The organism is Allobosea sp. OK403 (assembly GCF_900113835.1).
GTDB lineage: Bacteria > Pseudomonadota > Alphaproteobacteria > Rhizobiales > Beijerinckiaceae > Allobosea.
The window spans coordinates 331,453-354,670 of the sequence record NZ_FOQV01000002.1 but is presented as its reverse complement, the minus strand read 5'-3'; the positions used below and the strand labels follow the sequence as shown (position 1 = coordinate 354,670).

25 protein-coding genes are annotated in these 23,218 nt (G+C 66.0%); 13 read left to right on the top strand and 12 right to left on the bottom strand.

Going from position 1 to position 23,218, the window contains the following annotated elements; translation table 11 throughout:
- Positions 1–48: 48 nt before the first annotated feature.
- Positions 49–633 (top strand): GNAT family N-acetyltransferase, encoded by a 585-nt coding sequence (locus tag BMZ97_RS07575; RefSeq protein ID WP_092167213.1) that lies wholly within the window; start codon positions 49–51, stop codon positions 631–633.
- A gap of 7 nt (positions 634–640) precedes the next feature.
- On the opposite strand, the gene BMZ97_RS07570 is transcribed toward BMZ97_RS07575, so the two are convergent.
- Entirely contained in the window at positions 641–1,498 is an 858-nt protein-coding gene (locus BMZ97_RS07570; RefSeq protein ID WP_175525467.1) for an alpha/beta fold hydrolase, read from the bottom strand.
- A gap of 112 nt (positions 1,499–1,610) precedes the next feature.
- On the opposite strand from BMZ97_RS07570, the gene dapB reads away from it, so the two are divergent.
- The 4 genes from dapB (at position 1,611) to BMZ97_RS07550 (ending at position 5,965) form a co-directional block, all read left to right on the top strand.
- The gene (gene dapB, locus BMZ97_RS07565) at positions 1,611–2,414 is read left to right on the top strand and encodes a 4-hydroxy-tetrahydrodipicolinate reductase (RefSeq protein ID WP_092167210.1); all 804 of its coding nucleotides are present in this window, start codon (positions 1,611–1,613) and stop codon (positions 2,412–2,414) included.
- Positions 2,415–2,575: 161 nt separating this feature from the next.
- On the top strand, positions 2,576–4,237 hold the full coding sequence (locus BMZ97_RS07560; RefSeq protein WP_175525466.1) for a methyl-accepting chemotaxis protein: 1,662 nt from the start codon (positions 2,576–2,578) through the stop codon (positions 4,235–4,237).
- A 92-nt stretch (positions 4,238–4,329) separates the two neighbouring features.
- Entirely contained in the window at positions 4,330–5,421 is a 1,092-nt protein-coding gene (locus BMZ97_RS07555) for an ATP-dependent DNA helicase (RefSeq protein ID WP_092167206.1), read from the top strand.
- Between the two features lie 67 nt (positions 5,422–5,488).
- Complete coding sequence (locus BMZ97_RS07550; protein WP_092167204.1) at positions 5,489–5,965, top strand: GNAT family N-acetyltransferase; 477 nt, start codon at positions 5,489–5,491, stop codon at positions 5,963–5,965.
- A gap of 57 nt (positions 5,966–6,022) precedes the next feature.
- Here BMZ97_RS07550 and BMZ97_RS07545 read toward each other — a convergent pair whose 3' ends face one another.
- Entirely contained in the window at positions 6,023–6,793 is a 771-nt protein-coding gene (locus tag BMZ97_RS07545) for an anti-sigma factor (protein WP_244546295.1), read from the bottom strand.
- A complete protein-coding gene (locus tag BMZ97_RS07540) occupies positions 6,790–7,353 on the bottom strand; it encodes a sigma-70 family RNA polymerase sigma factor (protein WP_092167202.1) in 564 nt (187 codons plus the stop codon). The genes BMZ97_RS07545 and BMZ97_RS07540 overlap by 4 nt, the downstream gene beginning before the upstream one ends.
- A 202-nt stretch (positions 7,354–7,555) precedes the next feature.
- On the opposite strand from BMZ97_RS07540, the gene BMZ97_RS07535 reads away from it, so the two are divergent.
- The 3 genes from BMZ97_RS07535 (at position 7,556) to BMZ97_RS07525 (ending at position 11,321) form a co-directional block, all read left to right on the top strand.
- Entirely contained in the window at positions 7,556–8,350 is a 795-nt protein-coding gene (locus tag BMZ97_RS07535) for a DUF4394 domain-containing protein (RefSeq protein ID WP_092167201.1), read from the top strand.
- 209 nt (positions 8,351–8,559) lie between these two features.
- On the top strand, positions 8,560–10,056 hold the full coding sequence (locus BMZ97_RS07530; protein ID WP_092167199.1) for a DUF1800 domain-containing protein: 1,497 nt from the start codon (positions 8,560–8,562) through the stop codon (positions 10,054–10,056).
- 5 nt (positions 10,057–10,061) lie between these two features.
- Entirely contained in the window at positions 10,062–11,321 is a 1,260-nt protein-coding gene (locus BMZ97_RS07525) for a DUF1501 domain-containing protein (RefSeq protein WP_244546294.1), read from the top strand.
- 101 nt (positions 11,322–11,422) lie between these two features.
- Here the strand turns inward: BMZ97_RS07525 and leuD are convergent, their stop codons facing one another.
- The 7 genes from leuD to BMZ97_RS31190 all read right to left on the bottom strand — a co-directional run bounded on the left by leuD (position 11,423) and on the right by BMZ97_RS31190 (position 16,058).
- Complete coding sequence (gene leuD / locus BMZ97_RS07520; protein WP_092167197.1) at positions 11,423–12,025, bottom strand: 3-isopropylmalate dehydratase small subunit; 603 nt, start codon at positions 12,023–12,025, stop codon at positions 11,423–11,425.
- Between the two features lie 41 nt (positions 12,026–12,066).
- On the bottom strand, positions 12,067–12,840 hold the full coding sequence (locus BMZ97_RS07515) for an RDD family protein (RefSeq protein WP_092167196.1): 774 nt from the start codon (positions 12,838–12,840) through the stop codon (positions 12,067–12,069).
- A gap of 86 nt (positions 12,841–12,926) precedes the next feature.
- On the bottom strand, positions 12,927–13,559 hold the full coding sequence (locus tag BMZ97_RS07510; protein ID WP_092167194.1) for a LysE family translocator: 633 nt from the start codon (positions 13,557–13,559) through the stop codon (positions 12,927–12,929).
- A gap of 20 nt (positions 13,560–13,579) precedes the next feature.
- Positions 13,580–14,053, bottom strand: a complete 474-nt coding sequence (locus BMZ97_RS07505; protein WP_092167192.1) for a metallopeptidase family protein — start codon at positions 14,051–14,053, stop codon at positions 13,580–13,582.
- Positions 14,053–14,298 carry a hypothetical protein gene (locus tag BMZ97_RS07500; protein WP_092167190.1) on the bottom strand — a complete coding sequence of 82 codons (246 nt, stop codon included), beginning with the start codon at positions 14,296–14,298 and terminating at the stop codon, positions 14,053–14,055. Before BMZ97_RS07500 ends, BMZ97_RS07505 begins: the two co-directional genes overlap by 1 nt.
- Before the next feature lie 23 nt (positions 14,299–14,321).
- On the bottom strand, positions 14,322–15,740 hold the full coding sequence (gene leuC, locus BMZ97_RS07495; protein ID WP_092167189.1) for a 3-isopropylmalate dehydratase large subunit: 1,419 nt from the start codon (positions 15,738–15,740) through the stop codon (positions 14,322–14,324).
- A 141-nt stretch (positions 15,741–15,881) separates the two neighbouring features.
- Complete coding sequence (locus BMZ97_RS31190) at positions 15,882–16,058, bottom strand: hypothetical protein (protein WP_158516284.1); 177 nt, start codon at positions 16,056–16,058, stop codon at positions 15,882–15,884.
- A 173-nt stretch (positions 16,059–16,231) separates the two neighbouring features.
- Between BMZ97_RS31190 and BMZ97_RS07490 the strand changes: the two genes are divergently transcribed.
- A complete protein-coding gene (locus BMZ97_RS07490) occupies positions 16,232–16,630 on the top strand; it encodes a hypothetical protein (protein WP_139221171.1) in 399 nt (132 codons plus the stop codon).
- Between the two features lie 254 nt (positions 16,631–16,884).
- Here the strand turns inward: BMZ97_RS07490 and rplS are convergent, their stop codons facing one another.
- Positions 16,885–17,280 (bottom strand): 50S ribosomal protein L19, encoded by a 396-nt coding sequence (gene rplS, locus BMZ97_RS07485; RefSeq protein WP_244546293.1) that lies wholly within the window; start codon positions 17,278–17,280, stop codon positions 16,885–16,887.
- A 331-nt stretch (positions 17,281–17,611) separates the two neighbouring features.
- Here rplS and BMZ97_RS07480 point away from each other — a divergent pair, with 331 nt between their 5' ends.
- Together BMZ97_RS07480 and BMZ97_RS07475 are read left to right on the top strand one after the other, a co-directional pair.
- Complete coding sequence (locus BMZ97_RS07480; protein WP_092167183.1) at positions 17,612–18,400, top strand: SDR family NAD(P)-dependent oxidoreductase; 789 nt, start codon at positions 17,612–17,614, stop codon at positions 18,398–18,400.
- A 9-nt stretch (positions 18,401–18,409) separates the two neighbouring features.
- Positions 18,410–18,775 (top strand): GatB/YqeY domain-containing protein, encoded by a 366-nt coding sequence (locus tag BMZ97_RS07475; protein WP_092167181.1) that lies wholly within the window; start codon positions 18,410–18,412, stop codon positions 18,773–18,775.
- A gap of 296 nt (positions 18,776–19,071) precedes the next feature.
- Here BMZ97_RS07475 and BMZ97_RS07470 read toward each other — a convergent pair whose 3' ends face one another.
- Positions 19,072–19,974 carry a LysR family transcriptional regulator gene (locus BMZ97_RS07470; RefSeq protein WP_092167180.1) on the bottom strand — a complete coding sequence of 301 codons (903 nt, stop codon included), beginning with the start codon at positions 19,972–19,974 and terminating at the stop codon, positions 19,072–19,074.
- A gap of 95 nt (positions 19,975–20,069) precedes the next feature.
- On the opposite strand from BMZ97_RS07470, the gene BMZ97_RS07465 reads away from it, so the two are divergent.
- Both BMZ97_RS07465 and BMZ97_RS07460 read left to right on the top strand, forming a co-directional pair.
- Positions 20,070–20,789, top strand: coding sequence for an SDR family oxidoreductase (locus tag BMZ97_RS07465; protein WP_092167178.1), 720 nt, complete (start codon positions 20,070–20,072; stop codon positions 20,787–20,789).
- Between the two features lie 288 nt (positions 20,790–21,077).
- Positions 21,078–23,156, top strand: a complete 2,079-nt coding sequence (locus BMZ97_RS07460; protein ID WP_092167176.1) for an elongation factor G — start codon at positions 21,078–21,080, stop codon at positions 23,154–23,156.
- Positions 23,157–23,218 lie beyond the last annotated feature (62 nt).

The following is a 23,218-nucleotide window of genomic DNA, read 5'->3' as shown; positions in this document are numbered from 1 at the left end:
ATCATGCAAGCCTAGCCTTGCGATCCGTTGGAGGGAAGGGAGGTTGGAATGGGTGAAACCGGTTTCAAAGTGGTTCCGCTGACGCCGGAGCACTGGCCTGATCTCGAAGATCTCTTCGGCCCCAAAGGCCCTTGCTATGGCTGCTGGTGCAATCATTTCCGCATGCCGCAGAAGCAGCGCATGCCCTTGCTGGGCGAGGGCGCGCGGCTGCTGTTCGAGGAGCGGGTGCGAAAAGGGCCGCCGCCCGGCGTCCTCGCTTTTGAGGGCGACATGCCTGTCGGTTGGCTGCAGGTCGGCCCGCGCGCCCATATTCCCGAATGGAACAACCCGCGCCGCGCCTCGACGCCGCTGGCGGACGCGCCAGCCGAGGATGAGCGCAACTGGGCCGCCTCCTGCTTTTTCGTGCGCAAGGGCTTTCGCGGCAAGGGCGTGACCGCCGATCTGCTCGACGGAGCAATCAGCTTAGCGCGTGACAGCGGCGCGCGGCTGCTCGAGGCCGCACCGATGGATCACGAATTCAAGCGCAGCAGCGAAGGGCTCTATGTCGGAGCCGAACGTGTCTTCCTGCGGGCGGGTTTCAGAGAGGTCGCGCGGCAGAAGGAAGGCCGGCCGCTGATGCGTCTGGTCCTGTGACGCCTTCTCAGGCGCCGGCGAGAATGAAGTCTCGGATCGCCCGGTAGTAGCGCTCCGGCTCATCTTCCACGATGCCATGGCCGCAATCGGCGAAGCGCTCGAACCGGGCGAGGCCGGCGGGACAATGCTGCATGATCTCCTCATTGAAGGCGATCGGCGTGATCGGGTCGGATTCACCTGCCATGATGAGCACCGGGCATGCGATGCGGCCGAGCGCCTCGCGGAAATCCATGCGGCCATGCTCGTTGGCTGGGCCGTTGAAGCATTGGCCGGTCTCGTTGCGCAGGATGGCGCGCTGGACCCAATCGGGCGGCCCACGCCGTTTAGTCCGGTAGAGCGGGGCGCAGCGTTCGAGATAGGGCGCGCGTGTTTCCGGCGAAGGATTCGACCAATAAGCTTCGGCAACGCGGCCGGCCTCCGGGCCGCCGAACTGCTGGAATGCCGCATAGATCGCGGGAAAGTCGACTTTCGCCGCCGTGCTGATCAGGATCAGCTTGCCGGGATGCTCCGGATACCGCGTGGCATAGGATTGAGCCACGAAGCCGCCGAACGAGGTGCCAAGCACGATGGGCTTTTCGATGCCGAGCCCATCGCAAAGGCCTTTCACGTCATCGCCCCATTGCGCGAGCGTCCAGCTTTCGCGCGGACCGTCCTGGCTACGTCCGCAGCCGCGATGGTCGTAATAGACGATCTGCGCGATGTCGCTCAGCGCGGAGAAGGTGGGCTTGTAGAGGCTGTGGTCGGCACCGGGGCCGCCATGCAGCAGGATCAGCGTCGGTTTTTGCCGCATGCGTGGGCCGTCGGGCACCAGGCCCGAGCCCTCGACGTCGACATAGAGCTTGATGCCATTGACCTTGACGAACATGGCCGCGCTCCCTTGCCTCAGGCGCATTCCCTTGCCTCGGGCGATGGAGCGACGATAGTCACGCTCCGGATTCGCTCAAGCCCGCGGTTCCGCCCTCATAAGGACCCCATCCATGATCCGCATCACGCTCGCCGGCTGCACCGGCTGGGTCGGCAAGGCGCTCGTCGCGGCGATCATGGCCGCGCCCGATCTCGAACTGGTCGCCGGCGTCTCGCGCAAGGCGGCGGGGCGTGATCTCGGCGAGGCGGCGGGGCTCCCCGCCAATGGGCTGCCGGTGTTCGCCAGCATGACTGAAGCGCTGCGCATGCCCTGCGATGTGGTGATCGACTACACCAAGCCCGATAGCGTGAAGGGCAATGTGCTCGCCGCGGTCACGGCCGGACGCCATGTCGTCGTCGGTGCATCCGGCATGACGGCCGAGGACTATGCCGAGATCGATGCGGCGGCGAAGGCTGCGAGCGTCGGCGTGCTCGCCGCCGGCAATTTCTCGATCACCGCGACATTGCTGCGCCGCTTCGCCCGCGAGGCGGTCAAATATGTCCCCGATGTCGAGATCATCGATTACGCCTCGCCTTCCAAGCCCGACACGCCGTCCGGCACCGGGCGCGAATTGGCCGAGACGCTCGGGGCCGAGCGCATGGCCGCGACCTCCAAGCCGGTATCCGAGCTCGGTGGCGTCCGCGAGACGCGCGGCGGCGCGATCGGCGCGCCCCATCCGGTGCAGGTCCATTCGGTGCGGATGCCGGGCTTCGTGCTCTCCTGCGAGGCTGTGTTCGGGCTGCCCGATGAGCGCCTGGTGATCCGCCACGATGCCGGCACCTCGGCTGCGCCCTATGTCGGCGGGACCTTGCTGGCGGCGCGGCGGGTCTCCGATCAGACCGGCCTGAGGCGCGGGCTCGACAGCCTGATGGGCTGATGAAGTTGCTGCGAGGAAGCGGCGCCGCGCAAAGGTCGATAACTGGCTAAATAATTGATATTATTTGATTTAACTGCGCTCTGTTAACCGCTCGTTCGTCTGCCTCTGCGAAACCTCGCGCCAATCTGGCGAGAGTGGCTTTGGCGATGCGGCGAGTGGGTTTGACGGCGAAGATCACGCTGCTGTTCGCACTGCTCGGCGTTGCAGCGGGGCTTGGCCTGTTCAGCGCGGTGAAGGGCCTCGACGAGGTGCGCGAGATCGACCGGCAGGCTTTCACCAGCCTGGCATTGGCGAACAAGGCCGCCTTGCTTTCGAACCGGGTGGCGAATGCCTCCTTGCTCAGCCAGTTCGACGAGACGGCAAGCCCGCGCGCCATTGAGGCGGCGCTCGATACGCTGGACGGCGCCGTCGAACTCGTCGACGCGGCGCGGGCAAGCCTGCTCTCGGCCTTGCCGGACGCGATCCGTCAGGCCAACGCGACACTCGACCCAAACATCCACACCTTCATCGCCTTCAAGAAGGACATCGTCGATATCGGCCGGCGTATCTCGCCCAAGGCCGCCTTGCTCGAAGCGAGCGCCGATGCGGCGCGCGAAAACGTCCGCCAGATCATCTCCGTCACGTCCAAACTCACCGACGATCTCGACAAGCGCGCGCAGATCAGCGCGGCGCAGGCAGGCGCATTGGCCCAGGCGCTGCGCCTGCGCGTGATCGTGATCGCGCTGTGCCTGCCGCTCGGCGGGGCGTTGCTGGCGGTCTATCTGCTGCGTACCCATTTGACGCGGCCCCTGCGTGAATTGATGGCGGCGATTGGCGTCGCGACCTCCTCGTCTCAGGTCATCGAAGTGCCGCATACGCAGCGACGCGACGAGATCGGCCAGCTTGCCCGCACGGTGCGGACATTGAGCGAGGTCCGCGCCACGCTGGTGACGCGCGAGGCGGAGGCCGATCTCGCACATTCGCATGCTGGTGTGCGGACGCAGGAACTCGGCCGGATCGCGGAAGACTTCGAGGACAGGATCGGCGTGCTGCTGGCCGACATCGCGGGGCTCAGCGAGGTGCTGCACGGTGCGTTGCAGGAAGCGGCCGTGCGCGCCCAGCAGGTCTCGGCGGCCTCGGGCACGGCGGCGTCCGCGGTCGAGGGGGCCGGTGCGGATGCGCGCGGCATCACCGAGGCGGCCTTGCGGCTCGAACATGTCGTGGGGCAGATCAACAGTGAGGTCGGCCGGGTTTCGCAGACGGCCTCAGCGGCGAACCGGGACGCGGCAGGCGCCGTCCATCTGGTCGGCCGCCTGACCGAGAATGCAGCGCAGATCCGCGACGTCGTCGGCCTCATCGAGGCGATTGCGCGGCAGACCAATCTCCTGGCGCTGAACGCGACGATCGAGGCGGCACGTGCCGGCGTGCATGGACGCGGCTTTGCCGTGGTCGCCAGCGAGGTCAAGGCGCTCGCCGGCCAGACAGCCGACGCGACGGCGCGGATCGTGCGCCGCATCGGCATGGTCAATAGCGCCTTGTCGGACGCGGCCCAGGCGGTCTCGGGCATCGTCGCCAGCGTCGGCGCGGTCGAGCAGACCAGCACCGAGATTTCGACCATGGTCGGTTCGCATGCCGAACTGCTCGGCTCGCTCGGCGACACCGTCGCGCGGATCTCCTCCGTCACCGGTGCTGCCGCTGACGCCATGGCCGAGATCGCCATGGCCAATGCGCAATCGGTCGCCCAGGCCGATATGGGCGCGGCCGGCGCCCGTGATCTCGACGCCCGCATCGCGGCGCTGCAGGGCGAGGCCGACGAGTTCGTCCGTCGTCTGCGCGCGGCTTAGAGGTTGTCAGGGAGCATGGAGGTCGCGCTTGCCATTCCGGCGCGACTCGCGGCGTTGTGCGGCATGATCTGGACCCACCCATTGTCCCGCCGATGAACTGGTCGCCGCAGCAGGATGCCGCGCTCACCGCGGTCGCACGCTGGCTCCAGGCCGGCGAGCCGCAGCTTTTCCGGATGTTCGGCTATGCCGGCACCGGCAAGACCACTTTGGCGCGCCATATCGCCGAGGCCGTCGACGGCGATGTCGTCTTCGCCGCCTTTACCGGCAAGGCCGCGCTCGTCCTGCGCAACAAGGGTTGCGTCGGCGCGCAGACGATCCATTCATTGATCTACCGCTCGCGCGGCGTCGAGGAGGAGAGCCCGACCTTCGTGCTCAACCGCGAGAGCGTTGCGGCCAAGGCCAAGCTGATCATCATCGACGAATGCTCGATGGTCGACGAGGATCTCGGCAAGGACCTGCTCTCTTTCGGCACGCCGGTGCTGGTGCTGGGCGACCCGGCGCAGCTCCCCCCGGTCAAGGGCGGCGGCTTCTTCACCGAGGTCGAGCCCGACGTGATGCTGACCGAGGTGCATCGCCAGGCTGCCGACAACCCGATCGTGCGGATGTCGATGATCATTCGCGAGGGGGGCCGGCTCGATGTCGGCGATTACGGCCAGAGCCGCGTCATCCGGCGCGATGAGGTGACGCCTGAGATCGTGCTCGGCGCCGACCAGGTGCTGGTCGGCATGAACAAGACGCGGCGCAACTACAATGCCCGCATGCGCCAGCTGATGGGGCGCACCGAGACCGTTCCCGTCGCGGGCGAGAAGCTGGTCTGCCTGCGCAACGACAAAAGCAAGGGCCTGCTCAATGGCGGCTCATGGATCGTGCAGGAACTGAAGACCTCGAAGAAGGGGCTTGTCACCATGCGGGTGACGCCCGAGGACGACACCGGCGGCAAGCCCGTCAAGGTTTCGGTTTTGCCGAATTTCTTCGACGGCACCGAGGACGAGGTGCCCTGGGAGCTGCGCAAGCACACCGACGAATTCACCTTCGGCTACGCACTGACCGTCCACAAGGCGCAAGGCTCGCAATGGGACGACATCGTCCTGTTCGACGAAAGCTTCGCCTTCCGCGAGCACCGGGCGCGGTGGCTCTATACCGGGCTGACGCGGGCGGCGGAGACGATCACGGTGGTGGTGTAGGGGCTCGGATCTCGATGGGGTTACTACGGGTAGCGAGCAGCTTTGCGAACGCGATAGACTTCGCATCATGGACCTCCCCGATCTCCCTCCGGATTTAACCTTTGCGCGCTTGCCTTGGACCTCCGAAGCCTGCGACTTCGCCTTCGAGGCCAAGCGAGCAGCTATGGGACCTCACATCCTTCACCGCTGGTCGTGGGATGAGGCATTTCAGCGTAACCTCCACCAGTGTCACTTCAATCAAAAGCCGTTCTTCATGATCGGGCGCGCGGGTCAATCTATCGGCACGATTTCGTTTAAGGTCCTGCCAGACCACGTCAGGCTTGGAGAGTTCTATCTCCTTCCGGCCTTTCACGGACAAGGATTTGGCACAGCCATTCTCCGCCATTGCCTTTCCTTGTCGGACGAGCTTGGCCTTCCTGTGCGGTTGGAACACCTCCACTGGAACCCGGTTCGTTCCCTCTACCAGCGGCATGGATTTGTGGAGATCGAGCGTTCAGAAACTCATTGTTTCCTTGAACGCCCCGCCTCGCGAAGGCTCGTCTAAGTCCGAGTCGGGTCGCAAGCAGTTGCGCGGCAATGCCGCCACTTGCCCCGTTCGTCCTCACAATGCCTGCGCCGTCGTCCCCTTCGCCACCACCGGCCCGGTCGGTCGACCGGTCGGCGAGCCTGTCGCCGGCTCCAGCGTGATCTCGAAGAGCTGATCCTTGCCAAGCGGGAGCTGGTCGAGCCTCAGGCTCGTCATGCGGGCGCGCTCGATCAGCCCGACCGAGCGCGGGCCGACGGCGCGGTCCCAGAGCGTCCAGATCTCGAGCGCCTTGCCCTCGGGCACATGGATTGCCTGCAGCGGCACCATCTCGACGCGGCCATCGGCGAAGGTATTGACCACGGCCGCCGCGACGCTGGCCTCGGTCAGCAGCACGGCCACCATGACCGGCTGGCGCCTGGCCCGGTCGAGCGCTCCGTTGAGGCCGATGGCGAGCAGGATGGCTGCGAGCGCACCGGCAAAGGCCGCGCCGCGCCAGATGAAGAGGCTGTTCCACCAGGCCGACAGGCGGCTGCCGGCGGAGGGAGCGGCCTTGCGCTGGATTGTCGTCGTCGCCGCTCGCGCCGGGGCTGCGTTCTGCCCCAGCGTCGCCAGTTCGGCTTCGATCCGGCTCCATAGGGCAGGCGAGGGGGCAAGCGGTGTTGCCGTCGCGTCGATGCCGGCGAAATGGCGGCGCCAGCTCTCGACGGTGGCGGCGAGCTCGGGATCGCTTTCGATCTGCTGCTCGAAGGCGATGCGATCGGCCCCCTCGATCAAGCCGAGGACATATTCGCCGGCCAGCGCGTCGCGCTCGCCTTGCGTCAGGTTCATCTTGGCGGAGGGGCTCATCCGAGGCACTCCTTCAGCGAGATCAGCGAGCGCCTGATCCAGGATTTCACCGTGCCGATCGGCATGTTCAGCCTGCCGGCGATTTCGCCATGGGTCAGGCCCTGGACGAAGGCGAGCAGCACGATACCGCGCCGCTGCGGCGGCAGCGTCTCGAGGCAAGTTCGCAGGGCCCTGGCGTCCGACAGCTTCGACATGACCGTCTCGGGGTCGTCCTCTTCGCTCGCCATCTCCTCGGCGACAGGTTCTTCACGTGTTTCGGTGCGCTTCTCGTCGCGCAGGATCGAGAGCGAGCGGTTGCGCAGGATCGCGTAGATCCAGGTCAGGCCGCCGCCGCGCTCGGGATCGAACCGCGCCGCATGCCGCCAGATCAGGACAAAGGCGTCCTGCACCGCCTCCTCGGCCAATGCGCGACGCTTCAGCAAACGCAGCGCCACACCCAGCATACGCGCGGACTCGGCGTCGTAGATGCGCCGGAGCGCCGATTTATCGCCGGAAGCACAGGCGCGCAGCGCGGATTCGATCTCTGCAGCCTTTGCCGTCAGCGCGGCGTCGCTCGCCATTCCGGTCTCCCTTGTTGGCGCAACCAACGCCGCGCCGGCCGCGGCCCGACCTGTTGTTACACGTCCCGGGCGGCTGCGGATGCGCCAGGATTCTTTATTTTTCCTGCCGCATCCGCAAGCGGGAACGCCGCGTTGTCGCATCCGAGTGCCGCGGCCGGACAGAGGCCGGCCGCACCGAAACAGACAACCGGAGGATAACGGCATGGACCGCAACACCCGCCTTGCGCTGATTGCTTCGACGATTCTTGGTGCATCTTTCGCTGCGCCGCTGGCTGCCCAGGCCGGCATGCTGGCCGCGCTCAGCGGCGACGACACCCTGACGATGATCGACACCGCGACCCTGAAGGCTGGCAAATCGATGAAGGTCAGTGGCATCACCGGCAAAATCGCCGGCATCGACGTGCGCCCCGCCGACGGCATGCTCTATGCGCTGACGATCGACGGCACGATCTATACGGTCGACACCGCCGGCAAGGCGACGATGAAGTCCAAGATGGACACGGTGCTTTCGGCCGGTGCCATGGCCACCGTCGATTTCAACCCGGTCGCCGACCGCATGCGCGTCATCGGCTCGGACGGCACCAATCTTCGCGTCAATGTCGATGACGGCAAGACCACCGTCGATGGCAAGCTGAAATTCGCCGAGGCCGACATGCATAAGGGCGAGGCGCCGATGATCGTCGCCGGCGCCTATATCAACGCGGTGAAGGGCGCCAAGGAGACGACGCTCTACGACATCGACGCCAAGATCGGCGCCCTGATCAAGCAGGCCCCGCCGAATGACGGCGTCCTCGGAGCGGTAGGAAAGCTCGGCGTGATGCCGAAATCTATCGCCTTTGATATCGAGACGGCGGCGGATGGAAGCAATACCGGCTGGCTGCTGGCGGATGGCGCCCTGCACAAGATCGATCTCGCCACCGGCAAGGCCACAATGGTTGGACAGGTCACCGGGCTGAACGCGCCTGTGCGTGATGTCGCGGCGCTTCCGGCGTCGTAAGTCCGGGACGACCTGATCTGGCCATTCGGGAGGGCCGCCGCCTCGCAAGGGATGGCGGCCTTTTTCATGTTCCGCTCCACCGGCTGGCGTATGAGAAACCAGCTGTTTCGTTCGCCATCAAATGGCGCGATGTCCCTCGGTTTTTCGCCATTATTTGCATCGACCTTGTATCGTGATGTTTCGGTCGAATCGCGATCGGAGATGCATGCATGGCGACCCCAGACGACAGCCGCGCCGGCGGCATCGGACTCCAGCGTTTCGGCCTTGGCGCAAGGCCGGGGCAGCCGCGCGATCAGCGTGGTGGGGCGCGTGAGCGTATTCTCGCGGAGGTCTCGCGCGGCGGCGTCGCGCAGCCGCTTAATCCGCCCTTTTCAGGCGTTGCCGAGATCGGCTCGGCGCTCTTCGCCTTCGAGGACAGAGAGCGCATGGAGCGCGAGGCGAAGCTTGCTGCCGGGCAGGCGCAGGCCATGCAGGCCGCGGCCGCGCCACCAAATCCGCAGGCCGTGCAGAACCCGCAAGCTCCGGTCACTCCACAGCCCCCGGCCGGTCAGCAAAACCAGATGGCGCAGCCGGCCAAGCCTCCCAACGAGCCGCCGCTGCCCTTCAAGACCTATCGCGATGAGATCGTCGCCCGGGTTCAGCTCGCGCTCGATGCCGAGAGCGGTTTCGCCGAGCGGCTGGTGATGTTCTGGTCGAACCATTTCTGCATCGCGGCGACCAAGAGCAATATCGGTCGCAGCATGGCGGGGGCCTATGAGCGCGAAGCCATCCGGCCCCATATCTTCGGCCGTTTCGAGGAGATGCTGCTCGCGGCCGAGAGCCATCCGGCCATGCTCGATTTTCTGGACAACCGGCTCTCGATCGGGCCGGGCTCGCCCGCCGGAAAACAGCGCGGGCGGGGCCTCAACGAGAACCAGGCGCGCGAAATCCTCGAGCTGCATACGCTCGGCGTCCATGGCGGCTATTCCCAGGCCGACGTCACCAATCTCGCTCGCGTCATCACGGGCTGGACCATGGTCGGGCGCGAGGCGGTGCTGGGCTTTCCCGGCTCCTTTGCCTTCAATATCGGTTTGCACGAGCCCGGAGCGCAGCCTTTGCTCGGCAAGCAGTATGCTCAGCCGGGCATGGGCCAGGGGCTGGCGGCGCTGACCGACCTCGCGCATCATCCCGCCACCGCCGATTTCATCGCGCTGAAGCTGGCGCGGCATTTCGTGGCCGACGAGCCGCCGCCCGCCCTGGTCGCCTCGCTGTCGGAGGTGTTCCGCCGGACGCAAGGCGATCTCGCCGCCGTCTCGCGCGCGCTGCTCGAATCGAACGCGGCCTGGAATGCCGAGCCGACCAAGATCCGCTCGCCGCAGGAGTTTTTGATCGCGAGCTATCGCGCGCTCGGCCGCAAGGCCGATCCCGGCCAGATTCTCGGGCCTCTCGGCGTGATGGGCCAGCCCTTCTGGCAGCCGTCGGGACCCAATGGCTATCCCGACACCAACGCCGCCTGGGCCTCGGCTGAGGGCATCAAGACCCGCATCGACGTCGCCGCCGGCTGGGGCAGGCAGGCGGCCGGCAGCGTGCCCGATCCACGCGCGCTGACCGAGGACATCCTTGGCCCGCTCGCCTCGCCCGAGACCCGCCAGACCGTGGCGCGGGCGGAAAGCAAGCCGCAGGCGCTGGCGCTGCTGCTGATGTCGCCCGAGTTCCAGCGGAGGTGAGCCCCATGACTGATCACTCCAAGGCGGATCTCGACGATTGCGAAGCGATGACGCCCTCGCGGCGGGCGGTTCTGGGCGCGGCGGGGGCGCTTTTCGCCTGGTCCTTCGTGCCGAAATTCGCCTATGCGGCGGCGGGCAGCCGTGATCCGCGCTTCCTGCTCGTGGTGCTGCGCGGTGCGCTTGACGGCCTCTCGGCCGTGCCGCCGATCGGCGATCCCGACTATGCCGGTCTGCGCGAGGGCATCGCTCTGACCAAAGACGGTCCCGACGCCGCCTTGCCGCTCGACGGCTTCTTCTACCTGCATCCCGCCATGCCGAATCTGGCGCGGCTCTATGGTTCCGGCCAGGCTTCGATCGTGCATGCGGCGGCGACGGGCTATCGCGACCGCTCGCATTTCGACGGGCAGGACGTACTCGAAAGCGGGCAGGCCGGTCCCGGCCACACCGATAGCGGCTGGCTCAACCGCCTGATCGCGAACCTGCCGCCCGGTGAGACGGTGTCGCGCCATGGCGTGCTCGGCGTCGGCGTGGTGCCGCCTTTGGTGGTGCGCGGCTCGGCGCCGATCCTGGGCTGGTCGCCGCCGCGCATGGCGCGCGCGGGGCCCGATCTGATGCAGCGCCTGTCCGATCTCTACGGCCAGCGCGATCCCGGACTGGCGCGCGCGCTCTCGCAGGCGATCGAGACAGAGGGCATCGCCCTGCGCAGCAGCATGAATAGCGATATGCGCAGCGGCGGCGGGCCCGACAGTGCCGATGGCATGAAGCGCATCGCCGAGGGCGCGGCAGCGCTTGTCGGCGCCGATGATGGGCCGCGCATCGCCGCGCTCGCCTTCGAGGGCTGGGATACGCATGCCAATGAGGGTGGGGCCAAAGGACGTCTCGCGCAATTGCTGGGAGGGCTCGACGGCGCGCTGGCTGCCTTCGAGCAGGGTCTCAAGCCGGTCTGGAAGGATACGGTGGTGATGGTCGTCACCGAATTCGGCCGCACCGCGAAGGTCAACGGCACGGTCGGCACCGACCACGGCACCGGCACGATCGCCTTCCTTGTCGGCGGTGCGGTCAAGGGCGGGCGGATGGTCGTGGACTGGCCGGGCCTGAAGCCCGAGCAGCTCTACGAGAAGCGCGATCTCAAGCCGACGACGGACATCCGCGGCGTAGCCAAGGGCGTGGTGTCGGAGCTGTTCGGGCTCTCGGGCCCGGTCTTGGCGGAGCGGGTGTTCCCGGGCACCGGCGAGCTTGCGCCGATGCGGGGGCTGGTGGGGTAGGGGAGATCGTCATGCTCGGGCAAGCGAAGCGCAGACCCGAGCATCTCGTTCAGGAGATTCCCGGGTCGCTGCTTTGCAGCGCCCGAGAATGACGCTGTGGTTCAAGCCCATTCGCGCTTGGCGAGCTTTTCCTCGAAAGCCTGGATCTTCGGGGCCTTCTCCATGGTCAAGCCGATATCGTCGAGGCCGTTGATCAGGCAGTGCTTGCGGAACGGGTCGAGGTCGAACTTCACCGTGCCGCCGTCGGGGCCCTTGATCTCCTGCTTTTCGAGATCGACCGTCAGTGTCGCGTTCGAGCCGCGATCGGCGTCGTCGAAGAGCTTTTCCAGATCTTCCGGGCTGACCACGATCGGCAGGATGCCGTTCTTGAAGCAGTTATTGTAGAAAATGTCGGCGAAGGACGTCGAAATCACGCAGCGGATGCCGAAATCGAGCAAGGCCCAGGGCGCGTGCTCGCGCGACGAGCCGCAGCCGAAATTGTCGCCGGCAACCAGAATCTCCGACTTGCGATAGGCCGGCTGGTTCAGCACGAAATCGGGGTTCTCCGAGCCGTCCTCCTTGTAGCGCATCTCGGCGAACAGGGCGGTGCCGAGCCCGGTGCGCTTGATCGTCTTGAGGTACTGCTTGGGGATGATCATGTCGGTGTCGACATTGATCACCTTCAGCGGCGCAGGCGTAGAGGTCAGCGTGGTGAAGGGCTGCATGGGATAACTCCTATTCTCGCGTATCTAGTTCAAATATCTGATCAGGCAGACGCATCAACGGTTGGTCGGATGATCCGCGTGCCCGCTAGAATGTCGTGCAGCGGTGCACGTGGCAGCGTGGGACGAACACTGTAGGGGTGCCACCAGCAGAAGCCGATCAGCAGTGACATGATCAAGTCTGCCGGGATGAGCCAGCCGCTAATGCCTTTGACCGCAATCAGCCACAGGCTGCCGAAACCTATTGCAACGATGACCAGCAGCGGGATGCAGGCATAGAGCAGCCGTAAGGCGACCGGTTTCAACCCTGCCCGCTCACCTTCCTGTCCTATGAGCTTGATGCCAAGCAGGCGCATCGCCGGTGTGGCTTGCAGGCGCGAGGTCACGAAGGCCAAGTAGGCGGCGAGGAATAGCAGAAAACCAAGCCAGTCCAGATAAAACGGCGAGATCGGATTGCCCGAGGCATCCACTGAGACTGCGACCGCTTGGGTGGTCGTCACATTTTTCGTTGGCTGTTCGATCCGGGCCAGACGCACGAAACGATCCTCGGCGACACCGAAACTCGTCACGCGACAAAGCGCTGCCGCATTCCAGACGACTCCTGGCATCATCCGGTCGCCGGCGCTGACGACCTCTGCGGAAGGCTTCGCCTCGGCGCAGGCGGATGTGGATACGCCAAATCCGCTCAAGCGCGCCTTGTCGCTGTTTCCGCCGACGAGCATCACGAAGAGCGCCACAAAAATCAACGAGACTGGGATGAAATCGAGGGATACCGCGATCATCCTGCGCCAGAACCACAGCTTCTTCGGCTCGATCATGCCTTACTCCGCTGCCTGCTCGATGGTGCCCATATCTGCGTTGGAAAAACCGGAACCATGGCCGATTTCGTGATCGATGACATGTTTCACAGCTGCGAGGTCAGCAGCTTGAAGCTGGCGAAGGTGAAGAAGGCGGCGAGACAGGCCTCCGCGCGGCGGCGGATCCGGCGATAGCCGGAGATCATCGAGGCGGTCGAAAACAGCACCGCGTAGAACTGGTTGATCCCCAGCGAGATCAGCATGCAACCGGCTATGATGGCGTAGAGCACGACCGGCGGCGTATCGGGGCGCAATCCCAGCGCGATGATCGCCGTCCAGCTCAGGATCGCCTTGGGGTTGGTCAGATGCATGAGGTAGCCGCGCAGGAAGCTGCGGCGTCCCGAGACGGCGGCTTTCGGCGGCGGCATCTCGACCCGCATGGCCGAGCGCGCCGAACGCCAGGCCAGGAACAGCAGATAGACCCCGCCGATGATCTTGATGGTGTAGAGCGCCCCGGGATGGGCCACGACCAGGCCGGTGACGCCGATCGCGGCCAGAATTCCCCAGGTCAGCGAGCCAGCGGTGACGCCGAGCGCCAGTATGGCGCCAGCGTCCCGGCCGCGCTCCATCGAGGTCGCCATGACGACGAGGTTGCTGGGGCCGGGGCTGGCGACAGCCAGGAAGAAGGCCGAGTAGACCAGCGCCAGATCAGGCAGGTGACGGATCAGATCGTCGATCATCGAGTGCTCCGCTGCATGATCTAGCGCTCCGCCTCGGCTTCGATGGCGTCCATGTCTTCATCGGAAAAGCCGAAATGATGGCCGATCTCGTGGACCAGCACATGGGTGACGATCGCGCCCAGGCTCTCGTCGTTCTCGGCCCAGTAGTCGAGGATCGGACGCCGATAGAGATGGATGGTGTTGGGCATCTGGCCGGTCTGCGGGGCATAGCCCTGCTGCGGCAGGCCGATGCCGCTGAACAGGCCGAGGATGTCGAAGGGGCTCTCGGCCTCCAGTTCCTTCAGCACCTCGCCCTCGGGGAACTCGGTGACGTTGAAGACGACGTCGCTGCAGAGCGCGCGGAAAGCATCCGGCAAATGGTCGAACGCCGCCTGCGCCAAGATCTCGAACTCGGCGATGGACGGCGCTTTCGCGCTATCCCAACCGATGCTGGAGCTGGCTTGCGCATGAGCGCTCGCACTGGCCGTGGCCGAGACTGAAGGTACGCTTCCCATCACCAGATCTTCAATTGATGGCCGAGCCAATAGGCCAGCACGATCACGCCGAGCAGCGACAGGGACCGGCCGATGCGCCGGCCCCAGAGCTCGATCTTGTCGCCATCGGGCGCATCGCCGCCGGAAAAATGCTCGGCGGCGCGGCCCATGGAGGAGCCGAGCAGGCTCTCGCTGTCGCGCTTGACGCGGTCGAGCGCGGCCTGGGCCTCGGCGGCGCGAGCGGTTTCGCGGGGGTCGTTCGACATGCTCGTTACCCCCCGCTTACCCTTCACCCCAACTGCCTGACATCGACGAAGTGGCCCGCCAGAGCGGCGGCGGCCGCCATCTGCGGCGAGACCAGATGCGTCCGGCCCTTGTAGCCCTGGCGGCCCTCGAAATTGCGGTTCGAGGTCGAGGCGGCGCGCTGGCCCGGCTTGAGCTGGTCGGGGTTCATCGCCAGGCACATCGAGCAGCCCGGCTCGCGCCATTCGAAGCCGGCCGCGAGGAAGATCTTGTCCAGCCCTTCCTGTTCCGCCTGCTGCTTCACGAGACCCGAGCCCGGCACGATCATGGCGTAGTCGAGCGAGCCCGCGATCTTCTTGCCTTCGACGATCTTGGCGACGGCGCGCAGATCCTCGATGCGGCCATTGGTGCAGGAGCCGATCCAGATCACGTCGAGCGGGATGTCGGTGATCTTGGTGCCGGCGGTCAGGCCCATATAGTCGAGCGCGCGCTGCTTGGATGTGCGCTTGGTCTCGTCCTCGATCAGGGCGGGATCGGGCACAGCGCCCGCGACGGAGATGACGTCCTCCGGGCTCGTGCCCCAGGAGACGATCGGCGGCAGGTTGTTGGCGTCGAGCCGGACGATGCGGTCGAAATGCGCGCCCTCGTCGCTGTAGAGCGTCTCCCAATAGCGTATCGCCGCATCCCAGGCCGCGCCCTTGGGCGCCTTGGGGCGGCCGTTCAGATAGGCGAAGGCCTTCTCGTCGGGCGCGACCATGCCGGCGCGGGCGCCGCCCTCAATCGACATGTTGCACAGCGTCATGCGCCCTTCCATCGAGAGCGCACGGATGGCGTCGCCGGCATATTCGATGACCGAGCCTGTGCCGCCGGCCGTACCGGTCTCGCCGATGATCGCCAGCGTGATGTCCTTGGCGGTGACGCCCTTGGCGAGCGTGCCGTCCACCTGGACGAGCATATTCTTGGCCTTCTTCTGGATCAGCGTCTGGGTAGCGAGCACATGCTCGACCTCCGAGGTGCCGATGCCATGCGCCAGCGCCCCGAAGGCGCCGTGGGTCGAGGTATGGCTGTCGCCGCAGACGATGGTGGTGCCGGGCAGGGTGAAGCCCTGTTCGGGTCCGATGATGTGGACGATGCCCTGGCGGATATCGAGCTCGTCGAAATACTCGACGCCGAACTCCTTGGCGTTCTTCGCGAGAGCCTCGACCTGGATGCGGCTTTCTTCCTCGACGATGCCCTTTGACCGGTCCGTCGTCTGGATGTTGTGGTCGACGACGGCCAGCGTCTTGTGCGGGGCATGGACCTTGCGCCCGGTCATGCGCAGGCCCTCGAAGGCTTGCGGGCTCGTGACCTCATGGACGAGGTGGCGGTCGATATAGAGCAGGCAGGTGCCGTCCTCCTGCTGGTCGATGATGTGGTCGTCGAAGATCTTGTCGTACAGCGTGCGTGGGGTGGCGTTGGACGTCATGACGTGGTGGCCTCTGTCGGATACCGAGAATGTCTTACGGATATCGGGAAGTCTTGGCAGGTATCGGGATGTCTTGAACGAATCCGGCTCATGCCGGAGGGCGCAGCGCAACGGCCTGTCGCCGACCGTAAACGGCCGGTCTCAGGCGCGCGTAAGGCCTGCGGCGATCGACGCCGTGAAACGTCCGAAGAAGCGCCAGGGCAGGCGGGCGTGATCGTCGAGCGCGACAAAGTCCTGCGTCGTCGGCAGGGCAGGCAGATGGCCTTCACCCTGGACGGCGCAGACGCGCAGCATCGATCGATCGGAACGCAGTGACATGAGGGAGTGTCTAGCAGTTCTAAGGTGGCGCGACAATCGAGATGCGAGCCTGCGAGATGCAGCCGCGCGTGGCGCGCATGCCGCGATGGGATAGATGCCTCCGGGCCGCCATACTGATAAGCAGGGACCGGTGCGTCCGAGCCGGAGCTCAGGCGACGAAGCGAGGTGTGGCGATGCTCAGGTCTTTTCCCTTCATGGTGCTGGCGGTCTTGGTATACGCCGTCGTCATCGCCGTCATGGGGCAGCCGCTGGGGCGTGAGGTCCTCGGCTTCGGCCTGCCGTCGGGCGTGCGCTTTTCGCTGACGGTGAGCGAGCTCCTGCTTTTCGTCGCGACGACCATATTGTTCTTCGAGGTCATGAACGCGGCCAGCGCCAAGACGAACTCGATCCTCAATCACGGCCTGTCGATGCTGGTCTTCCTCGCCAGCTTCATTGCCTTCCTGCTGCTGCCAGCCTTCGGCACCGGGACATTCCTGATCATCATGCTGATGTGCCTGGTCGATGTCATCGCCGGCTATTCGATCAGCATCCTGACGGCCCGGCGCGACATGACCTTTGGAGCGCAGGAGTAGGCGCGCCTTCGCGGAGCTGGATCCCGCAATTGCGCCTCCCTCCGCCGTCATCCCGGACAAGCCGCGTAGCGGCGCCGATCCGGGATCCATCGGAGGGCCAATCCTGTGACAGATTTGGCTCTACGATGGATCCCGGATCTCCGCTTCGCTGCGTCCGGGATGACGGCGCGCGTTATGCCGAAGGCCGCGGGAAACGAAAAAACGCGGCCCTGAAGGACCGCGTTTTCCAAATCTCTTGCGATTGAAGCCGAAGCTTACTTCGCGGCGGCCTTGTCGGCCTTCGGCGCGCGGGGCTCGACGCGCTCGGCGATACGGGCCGACTTGCCGCGACGATCGCGCAGGTAATACAGCTTGGCGCGGCGCACCTTGCCCTTGCGGACGACCTTGATGGAGTCGATGTTCGGCGAGTAGAGCGGGAAGACGCGCTCGACGCCCTCGCCATAGGAAATCTTGCGGACGGTGAAGGCCTCGTTCAGGCCGCCGCCGTTGCGGGCGATGCAGACGCCTTCATAGGCCTGGACGCGGCTACGCTCGCCTTCCTTGACCTTGACGTTGACCTGCACGGTGTCGCCGGGCTGGAAGTGCGGGATCTCGCGACCTGCGCTGAGCTTGGCGATCTGCTCTTTGTCGAGCTGTTCGATGATGTTCACGGGTCTCTCCAATAGCCGTTGTCGCGCTTGAGCTGCGCGGGCGTTCGGCACGCTGTTTTCAGTTGTGAGCGGGGCCATACAGCAGAGTCGAGCGCTTGTCGAGCTAGAGCCGGATGATTTCAGATGGGCTCACGAAGTGATCCCATCTGAAATCTGAATCCGGCTCTCATCTAAAAGCGAGAGCAGGATGCGAAAAACCGGTGTCCACTTTTTCGCATCCTGCTCTCGCCTTTCGCAGAGCGGCTTGGCCGGCAAACCGAGGCTTGGCGAGGCCCTTGCCGACGTGCATAGCGGTACGCAACAACAATGACAGTATCCCGGGTCGGAAAACATGCCTGAGAACCTCCACAAGATCGCCCTCGTCACCGGCGCCGCGCGCGGCATCGGGCTTGCCACCACCAGGCGTTTTCTCTCCGAGGGCTGGCGGGTTGCGTTGCTCGACATCGACGCAGAGACTTTGGACAAGGCGATGGCCGAACTGGCGCAGCCCGAGGCGACCCTGGCGCTGGCCTGCGATGTCTCTGATCCTGCCGCGGTAGCAGTTGCCTTCGCGGCGCTGACAATCCGCTTCGGCCGACTCGATGCGCTGGTCAACAATGCCGGCACGGCCGTGTTCAAGCCGCTGCTGGAGACCACTTACGAGGAATGGCAGCGTGTCCTGGCGGTCAACCTCACCGGTCCGTTCCTGACGACGCAGCTCGCCGCCCCGCTGATGGCCGATACCGGCGGCGGCGCGATCGTCAACATCACCTCGATCTCGGGCCTGCGCGCCTCGACGCTGCGGGTCGCCTACGGCACCAGCAAGGCCGGGCTCGCCCATCTCACCAAGCAGCAGGCGGCGGAGCTCGCCGGCTTGGGCATCCGCGTCAACGCGGTCGCGCCCGGGCCGGTCGATACCGCCATGGCCAAGGCGGTGCACAGCCCCGAGATCCGCGCCGATTATCACGACGTCATCCCGCTCAACCGCTACGGGTTGGAGGAGGAATTGGCCGAAGCGATCTTCTTCCTGTGCAGCGACAGGGCGAGCTACATCACCGGCCAGGTTCTGGCGGTCGATGGCGGCTTTGATGCTGTCGGCATCGGGTTGACGACGCTGCGCGGGCAGCGGCGGAATCGGTAGGGGGCGGTCATGGATACGGATCCCGCCAGCACCCTTCAGCTGCGCTTGAGAGCCGACCTGAAGGTCGCGATGCGCGAGCGGCGCGCCGGCGAGATCTCCTGCCTGCGTTCGCTCATTGCCGCGATCGACAATGCGCAGGCCGTTCCGCTCGGCGAGCTTCACCAGGCCTATGTCGTTCGCCAATTCGGCGACGATGCTGTGGAGGTGCCGCGAAAAGCTCTGTCGGATGCGGAACTGACCGGGCTGATCGACCGGGAGATTAGCGACAGGACGGCGGCAGCCCGGGAGCTGCGCGAGCTAGGCCAGGCTGAACGGGCCGCGCGGCTGACCGAGGAGGTCGCCGTCATTGATCGCTACGTTTCGGCGAGGCGTTGAAGGCACGGTTCGGAACAGACGCGCCGCGCAGGCCTGTTCGCATCCCACCGACAAAGCGCTTGCGTCCGGCCTCGAACGGCGCGAACCCGCCCTTCGAAATCCCTCTTCGACGGCCGCCCGAGCCCTGCCGGGCCTGAACGACCGCCGCCTTTCCGGCGTGGGCGCTTCACTTGTCTTCCCGTGCCGGTCCCTGCCGCATCGGAGGTCTGGGCCCAACGGCTTTTTTGGGCGCGGTCGATGTGACTGCCGCCGACCTGAAGCGTTGAGCAGCGAGCGCTGTCCACAAGACCTCGCCATCAAGCTGCGAGGCTGAGCGCGATGAAATCCAGGAAAGCGCGCACCTTGCCCGGCAACTGGCGGCGCGACGCGTAGTAGGCATGGAGCGGGAAGCGCTCCTCTGCCCAATCGTCGAGCACGGTGACCAGACGACCACTGTTCAGCCAGGGCTCAAGCCCCAGTTCGAAGCTCTGGAACAGGCCCAGCCCCGCCTCGCAGGCGGCCAGCGCGGCGGAAGGATCGTCCAGCACCAGGCGGCCGGCGACCGGGACTTCGATCGCCTTGCCGCCACGATGGAACTCCCAGGTGAACGGCCGCCCGGATTGCGGATCCCGGAACAGGATCGCGTCATGCCGGGCGATGTCGGCGGGTGCGCGAAGAGGAGGGCGGCCGGCCAGGTAAGCCGGTGTGGCGACCGTAAGGACCCGCGTGTCCAGGAGCTTGCGGGCGATCAGGCCTGAAATCGGCGGAGGACCGAAGCGTATGGCAAGATCAACGCCGCCAGCGAGCATCTCCTCAAAGGCGTTGGTGACGCGAAGCTCCAGCGAAAGCTCGGGATAGCGGGCCAGTAGCGCCGGCAGTCGCGGCGCGAGCACAATGCGTGCGAACCACGGATCAACGCTCAATTTCAGTCGGCCGCGAACCTGGCTGGAGTCGGCGGCGGCTGTCTCTGCAGCCTCAGTGATGGCGGCAAGGAGCGGCGCGACCTCGGCATGGAAGCGCGCACCGGCTTCGGTGAGAGCCATCATACGAGGATGCCGGTCAAACAGCCGGGCCCCAACCTGCGCCTCCAGCCGCGCCACGGCTCGGCTGACCCCCGACGGCGTCAACCCCACAGCTTCCGCTGCGCGAGCGAAGCCGCCGTTTTCGACGACGGCGATCATCACACCGACGCCCGAGAGCAAACGCGCGTCAAATGCCATGAGTGAATCTCCGTCAACATTGCTGTGAGAAAGATGCGTTGGATTCCGGGCCGGGCAAAGCGGATCTTGCGTCTTCCCATCCTTAGGAGTTCGCCATGACCTTGAATGAACAACGCATTGTCGTGCTCGGCGGCACGTCCGGCATAGGCTTCGCGGTCGCGAAGGCCGCCTCTGAAGCGGGAGCGCAGGTCGTGGTCGGCTCAAGCTCCCCGGCGCGGGTGACGGCGGCTGTCGCCGCCCTGGGGGCGGGTGCCGAAGGGCGGGCGGTCAACCTCTCGGACGAGACGGCGACGCGAGCGTTTTTCGAGGAGGTGGGTGAGTTCGATCATCTCGTCTACACGGCGGGAGAGCCATTGCAGCTTCTCGGATTGGAGACCGATCTCGCCGAGGTCCGCCGATTCTTCGAGCTTCGATACTGGGGCGCGCTCGCCGCGGCGAAGTACGGGCGCAAGGCGATCCGGGAAGGCGGCTCCCTGGTTTTCACCTCCGGCACGGCGGGGGCTCGGCCGCTCGGCCCCGGCTGGGCCGCGGCGTCGAGCATCTGCAGCGCGATGGACGGGCTCACCCGGGCGCTCGCCGTGGAACTGAAGCCCCTACGGGTGAACTGCGTGGCGCCCGGTGTCGTGAAGACAGACCTTTGGGCCGGCATGGGCGAGACGCAACGCGACGCCTTCTACGCCTCTGAGGCCGCACGCCTGCCTGTCGGCCACGCCGGCGAAGTGGAGGAGATTGCGGAAAGTTACCTCTATCTCATCCGCCAGACCTATGTGACGGGCCAGGTGCTCTACGTCGATGGCGGGGGCCTCCTGGCTTAGTCGCTGTGCCGCGGCTACCCGCCCGAGCGAGCCAGCCGCGCTTCGACCGTGGCGTCTCACGCACGCCGCGGCGCAGCAGACAATTTACTTGCGCCGCCTCCCGAACGGCGCGAACCTGCCCTTCGAAATCCCTCTTCGACGGCCGCCCGACCCTTGTCGGGCCTGAGCGACCGCCGCCTTTCTGGCGTGGGCGCTTCATTTGTCTTCCCTCGCCGGTTCCTGCCGCGTCGGAGCCCTGAGCCCAACGGCTTCTCGCCCCTTCGCGGCCAATGACCGAAGGAGGAAGCCATGGCTGCGACATCCCGGAACGAAGGAAACGCAAGCGGAGTCAGAGGCGGGGGCCCGCGATGCATCGCCATCGTCGGCCCCTTCCAGAGCGGCAAGACGACGCTGCTCGAAAGCATTCTGGAGCGCTGCGGCGGCGTTTCCCGCGCCGGCTCGGTCAAGACCGGCAACAGCGTCGGCGATGCGAGTGCGGAGGCTCGCTCGCATCAGATGAGCACGGAGCTCAACGTTGCCTCCGTCGAATTTCTCGGTGAGCGCTTCCAGTTCGTCGATTGCCCCGGCTCCGTCGAGTTCCTGCACGAGATGCGCCATGTCCTGCCGGTGGTCGACGCCGCGGTGGTGGTCTGCGAGGCGGATGACCGCAAGGCGCCGGCGCTCGAACTCGTGCTGCGCGAGCTCGAGGAAGCGGATATTCCGCGCTTCCTGTTCCTGAACAAGATCGACACCGCCTCGCGCCGGGTGCGCGAGACGCTCGGCATCCTGCAGCGCGCCTCGCGCACGCCATTGCTGCTGCGCCAGATCCCGATCTGGCAGAAGGGCATCGCGGTCGGCTTCATCGATCTCGCGCTGGAGCGCGCCTTCATCTACCGCGAGCATGCGCCCAGCGAGATCGTGCCGCTCGGCTCCGAGGAAACGGGGCGCGAGAAGGAAGCGCGCTTCTCGATGCTGGAGAAGCTCGCCGATTACGATGACGCGCTGATGGAGGATCTGCTCGGCGACATGGAGCCGCCGCGCGACCGCATCTTCGATGATCTCGCGCGGGAATTGCAGCACCGCCATGTCGTGCCCGTCCTGATCGGCTCGGCCGAGCGCGGCAATGGCGTGACGCGCCTACTCAAGGCGCTGCGGCACGAGGCTCCCAGCCTCGGCGAGACGCGCGGACGCATCGGCGTCGTGGCCGAGGGCGTTCCGCTCGCGCAGGTGATGAAGACCTGGCATTCCGGCCAGGGCGGTAAGGTCTCGCTTGCCCGCATGCTGCGCGGCAAGCTGGCCGAGGGCGATGTCGTGACCTCCTCGGGCGGCGTCGAGGCGCGGATCGCCGGCGTGCTCACGGTCAAGGGCATGGAGCAGACACGCAAGCCGGCGGCGGAGGAGGGCGAGATCGCAGCTTTCGCGCGGCTCGAAGGCGTGGTGACCGGGGACGCGCTGACGCTCGGCAAGCTGCGCGCGAGCTTAGTGAACTCGGTCGCGCCGCCCGAAGCGGTGCATGCGCTGGCGGTCTCGGTGAAGGACCGCAAGGACGATGTCAGGCTGGCGGCGGCGCTGGCGCGATTGGCGGAGGAGGATACCGCGCTTTCGATCACCCATCTGCCGGAGTTCGGCGAGATGCGCCTGTCCGGCCAGGGCGAGATGCATCTGCGCGTCACGCTGGAGCGGCTTGCCGGCCGCTATGGCGTGTCCGTCGAGAGCGGGCCGCCGCAGATCGGTCATCGCGAGACCATCCGGGGCAAGGCCGGCGCGCGCGGCCGGCACCGCAAGCAGAGCGGCGGGCATGGGCAATATGGCGATGTCGTGCTGGAGGTCGCATCGCTGCCGCGCGGCGAGGGTATTCGCTTCGTCGACCGGATCACCGGCGGCGTGGTGCCCCGGCAATATATCGCCTCTGTCGAGGCCGGCGTGCGCGACTTCTGCCAGAACGGGCCGCTCGGCTTTCCGCTGGTCGATATCGAGGTGACGCTGACCGACGGCTCCTATCACACGGTCGATTCCTCCGACATGGCGTTCAGACAGGCGGCGCGTATCGCCATGGGCGAGGCCGTGCCGCAGGCGAAACCCGTGCTGCTGGAGCCGATCCTGGCGGTCGAGGTGGTGATCCCCTCCGAGGCGATGTCGCGGGCCTCGGCCATCGTCTCGAGCCGGCGCGGACAGATCCTCGGCTATGATTCGCGGCCGGGATGGCGCGGCTGGGACCAGATCAATGCGCTGATCCCGGAGGCGGAGATGCCGGGGCTGATCGTCGAGCTGCGCTCGGCGACGGCGGGGGTCGGTTCGTTCAGCGCCCGCTTCGACCATCTTGCCGAACTCGCCGGCAAGCCGGCCGAGGCGATCGTTGCCTCGCATGCCCTGGCGCAGGCACGATGAAAGACCTGTGATCTGAAAGGTTCATATCTAAACCTTTTGGTGTATTCTTAGGGGCGGGCGCT

Excerpts from the sequence above, each read along its gene's own strand:
- BMZ97_RS07505 (WP_092167192.1), bottom strand. The coding sequence starts at position 14,053 with ATGGGAAGCGTACCTTCAGTCTCGGCCACGGCCAGTGCGAGCGCTCAT.
- BMZ97_RS07490 (WP_139221171.1), top strand. The coding sequence starts at position 16,232 with ATGCTCAGGTCTTTTCCCTTCATGGTGCTGGCGGTCTTGGTATACGCC.
- BMZ97_RS07555 (WP_092167206.1), top strand. The coding sequence starts at position 4,330 with ATGAACTGGTCGCCGCAGCAGGATGCCGCGCTCACCGCGGTCGCACGC.
- BMZ97_RS07510 (WP_092167194.1), bottom strand. The coding sequence starts at position 13,559 with ATGATCGACGATCTGATCCGTCACCTGCCTGATCTGGCGCTGGTCTAC.
- leuD (WP_092167197.1), bottom strand. The coding sequence starts at position 12,025 with ATGCAGCCCTTCACCACGCTGACCTCTACGCCTGCGCCGCTGAAGGTG.
- BMZ97_RS07575 (WP_092167213.1), top strand. The coding sequence starts at position 49 with ATGGGTGAAACCGGTTTCAAAGTGGTTCCGCTGACGCCGGAGCACTGG.
- BMZ97_RS07535 (WP_092167201.1), top strand. The coding sequence starts at position 7,556 with ATGGACCGCAACACCCGCCTTGCGCTGATTGCTTCGACGATTCTTGGT.
- BMZ97_RS07475 (WP_092167181.1), top strand. The coding sequence starts at position 18,410 with ATGGATACGGATCCCGCCAGCACCCTTCAGCTGCGCTTGAGAGCCGAC.
- BMZ97_RS07460 (WP_092167176.1), top strand. The coding sequence starts at position 21,078 with ATGGCTGCGACATCCCGGAACGAAGGAAACGCAAGCGGAGTCAGAGGC.
- BMZ97_RS07550 (WP_092167204.1), top strand. The coding sequence starts at position 5,489 with ATGGACCTCCCCGATCTCCCTCCGGATTTAACCTTTGCGCGCTTGCCT.
- BMZ97_RS07500 (WP_092167190.1), bottom strand. The coding sequence starts at position 14,298 with ATGTCGAACGACCCCCGCGAAACCGCTCGCGCCGCCGAGGCCCAGGCC.
- BMZ97_RS31190 (WP_158516284.1), bottom strand. The coding sequence starts at position 16,058 with ATGTCACTGCGTTCCGATCGATCGATGCTGCGCGTCTGCGCCGTCCAG.
- BMZ97_RS07470 (WP_092167180.1), bottom strand. The coding sequence starts at position 19,974 with ATGGCATTTGACGCGCGTTTGCTCTCGGGCGTCGGTGTGATGATCGCC.
- BMZ97_RS07525 (WP_244546294.1), top strand. The coding sequence starts at position 10,062 with ATGACTGATCACTCCAAGGCGGATCTCGACGATTGCGAAGCGATGACG.
- BMZ97_RS07465 (WP_092167178.1), top strand. The coding sequence starts at position 20,070 with ATGACCTTGAATGAACAACGCATTGTCGTGCTCGGCGGCACGTCCGGC.
- BMZ97_RS07540 (WP_092167202.1), bottom strand. The coding sequence starts at position 7,353 with ATGGCGAGCGACGCCGCGCTGACGGCAAAGGCTGCAGAGATCGAATCC.
- leuC (WP_092167189.1), bottom strand. The coding sequence starts at position 15,740 with ATGACGTCCAACGCCACCCCACGCACGCTGTACGACAAGATCTTCGAC.
- BMZ97_RS07480 (WP_092167183.1), top strand. The coding sequence starts at position 17,612 with ATGCCTGAGAACCTCCACAAGATCGCCCTCGTCACCGGCGCCGCGCGC.
- BMZ97_RS07570 (WP_175525467.1), bottom strand. The coding sequence starts at position 1,498 with ATGTTCGTCAAGGTCAATGGCATCAAGCTCTATGTCGACGTCGAGGGC.
- BMZ97_RS07530 (WP_092167199.1), top strand. The coding sequence starts at position 8,560 with ATGGCGACCCCAGACGACAGCCGCGCCGGCGGCATCGGACTCCAGCGT.
- BMZ97_RS07515 (WP_092167196.1), bottom strand. The coding sequence starts at position 12,840 with ATGATCGAGCCGAAGAAGCTGTGGTTCTGGCGCAGGATGATCGCGGTA.
- dapB (WP_092167210.1), top strand. The coding sequence starts at position 1,611 with ATGATCCGCATCACGCTCGCCGGCTGCACCGGCTGGGTCGGCAAGGCG.
- BMZ97_RS07545 (WP_244546295.1), bottom strand. The coding sequence starts at position 6,793 with ATGAGCCCCTCCGCCAAGATGAACCTGACGCAAGGCGAGCGCGACGCG.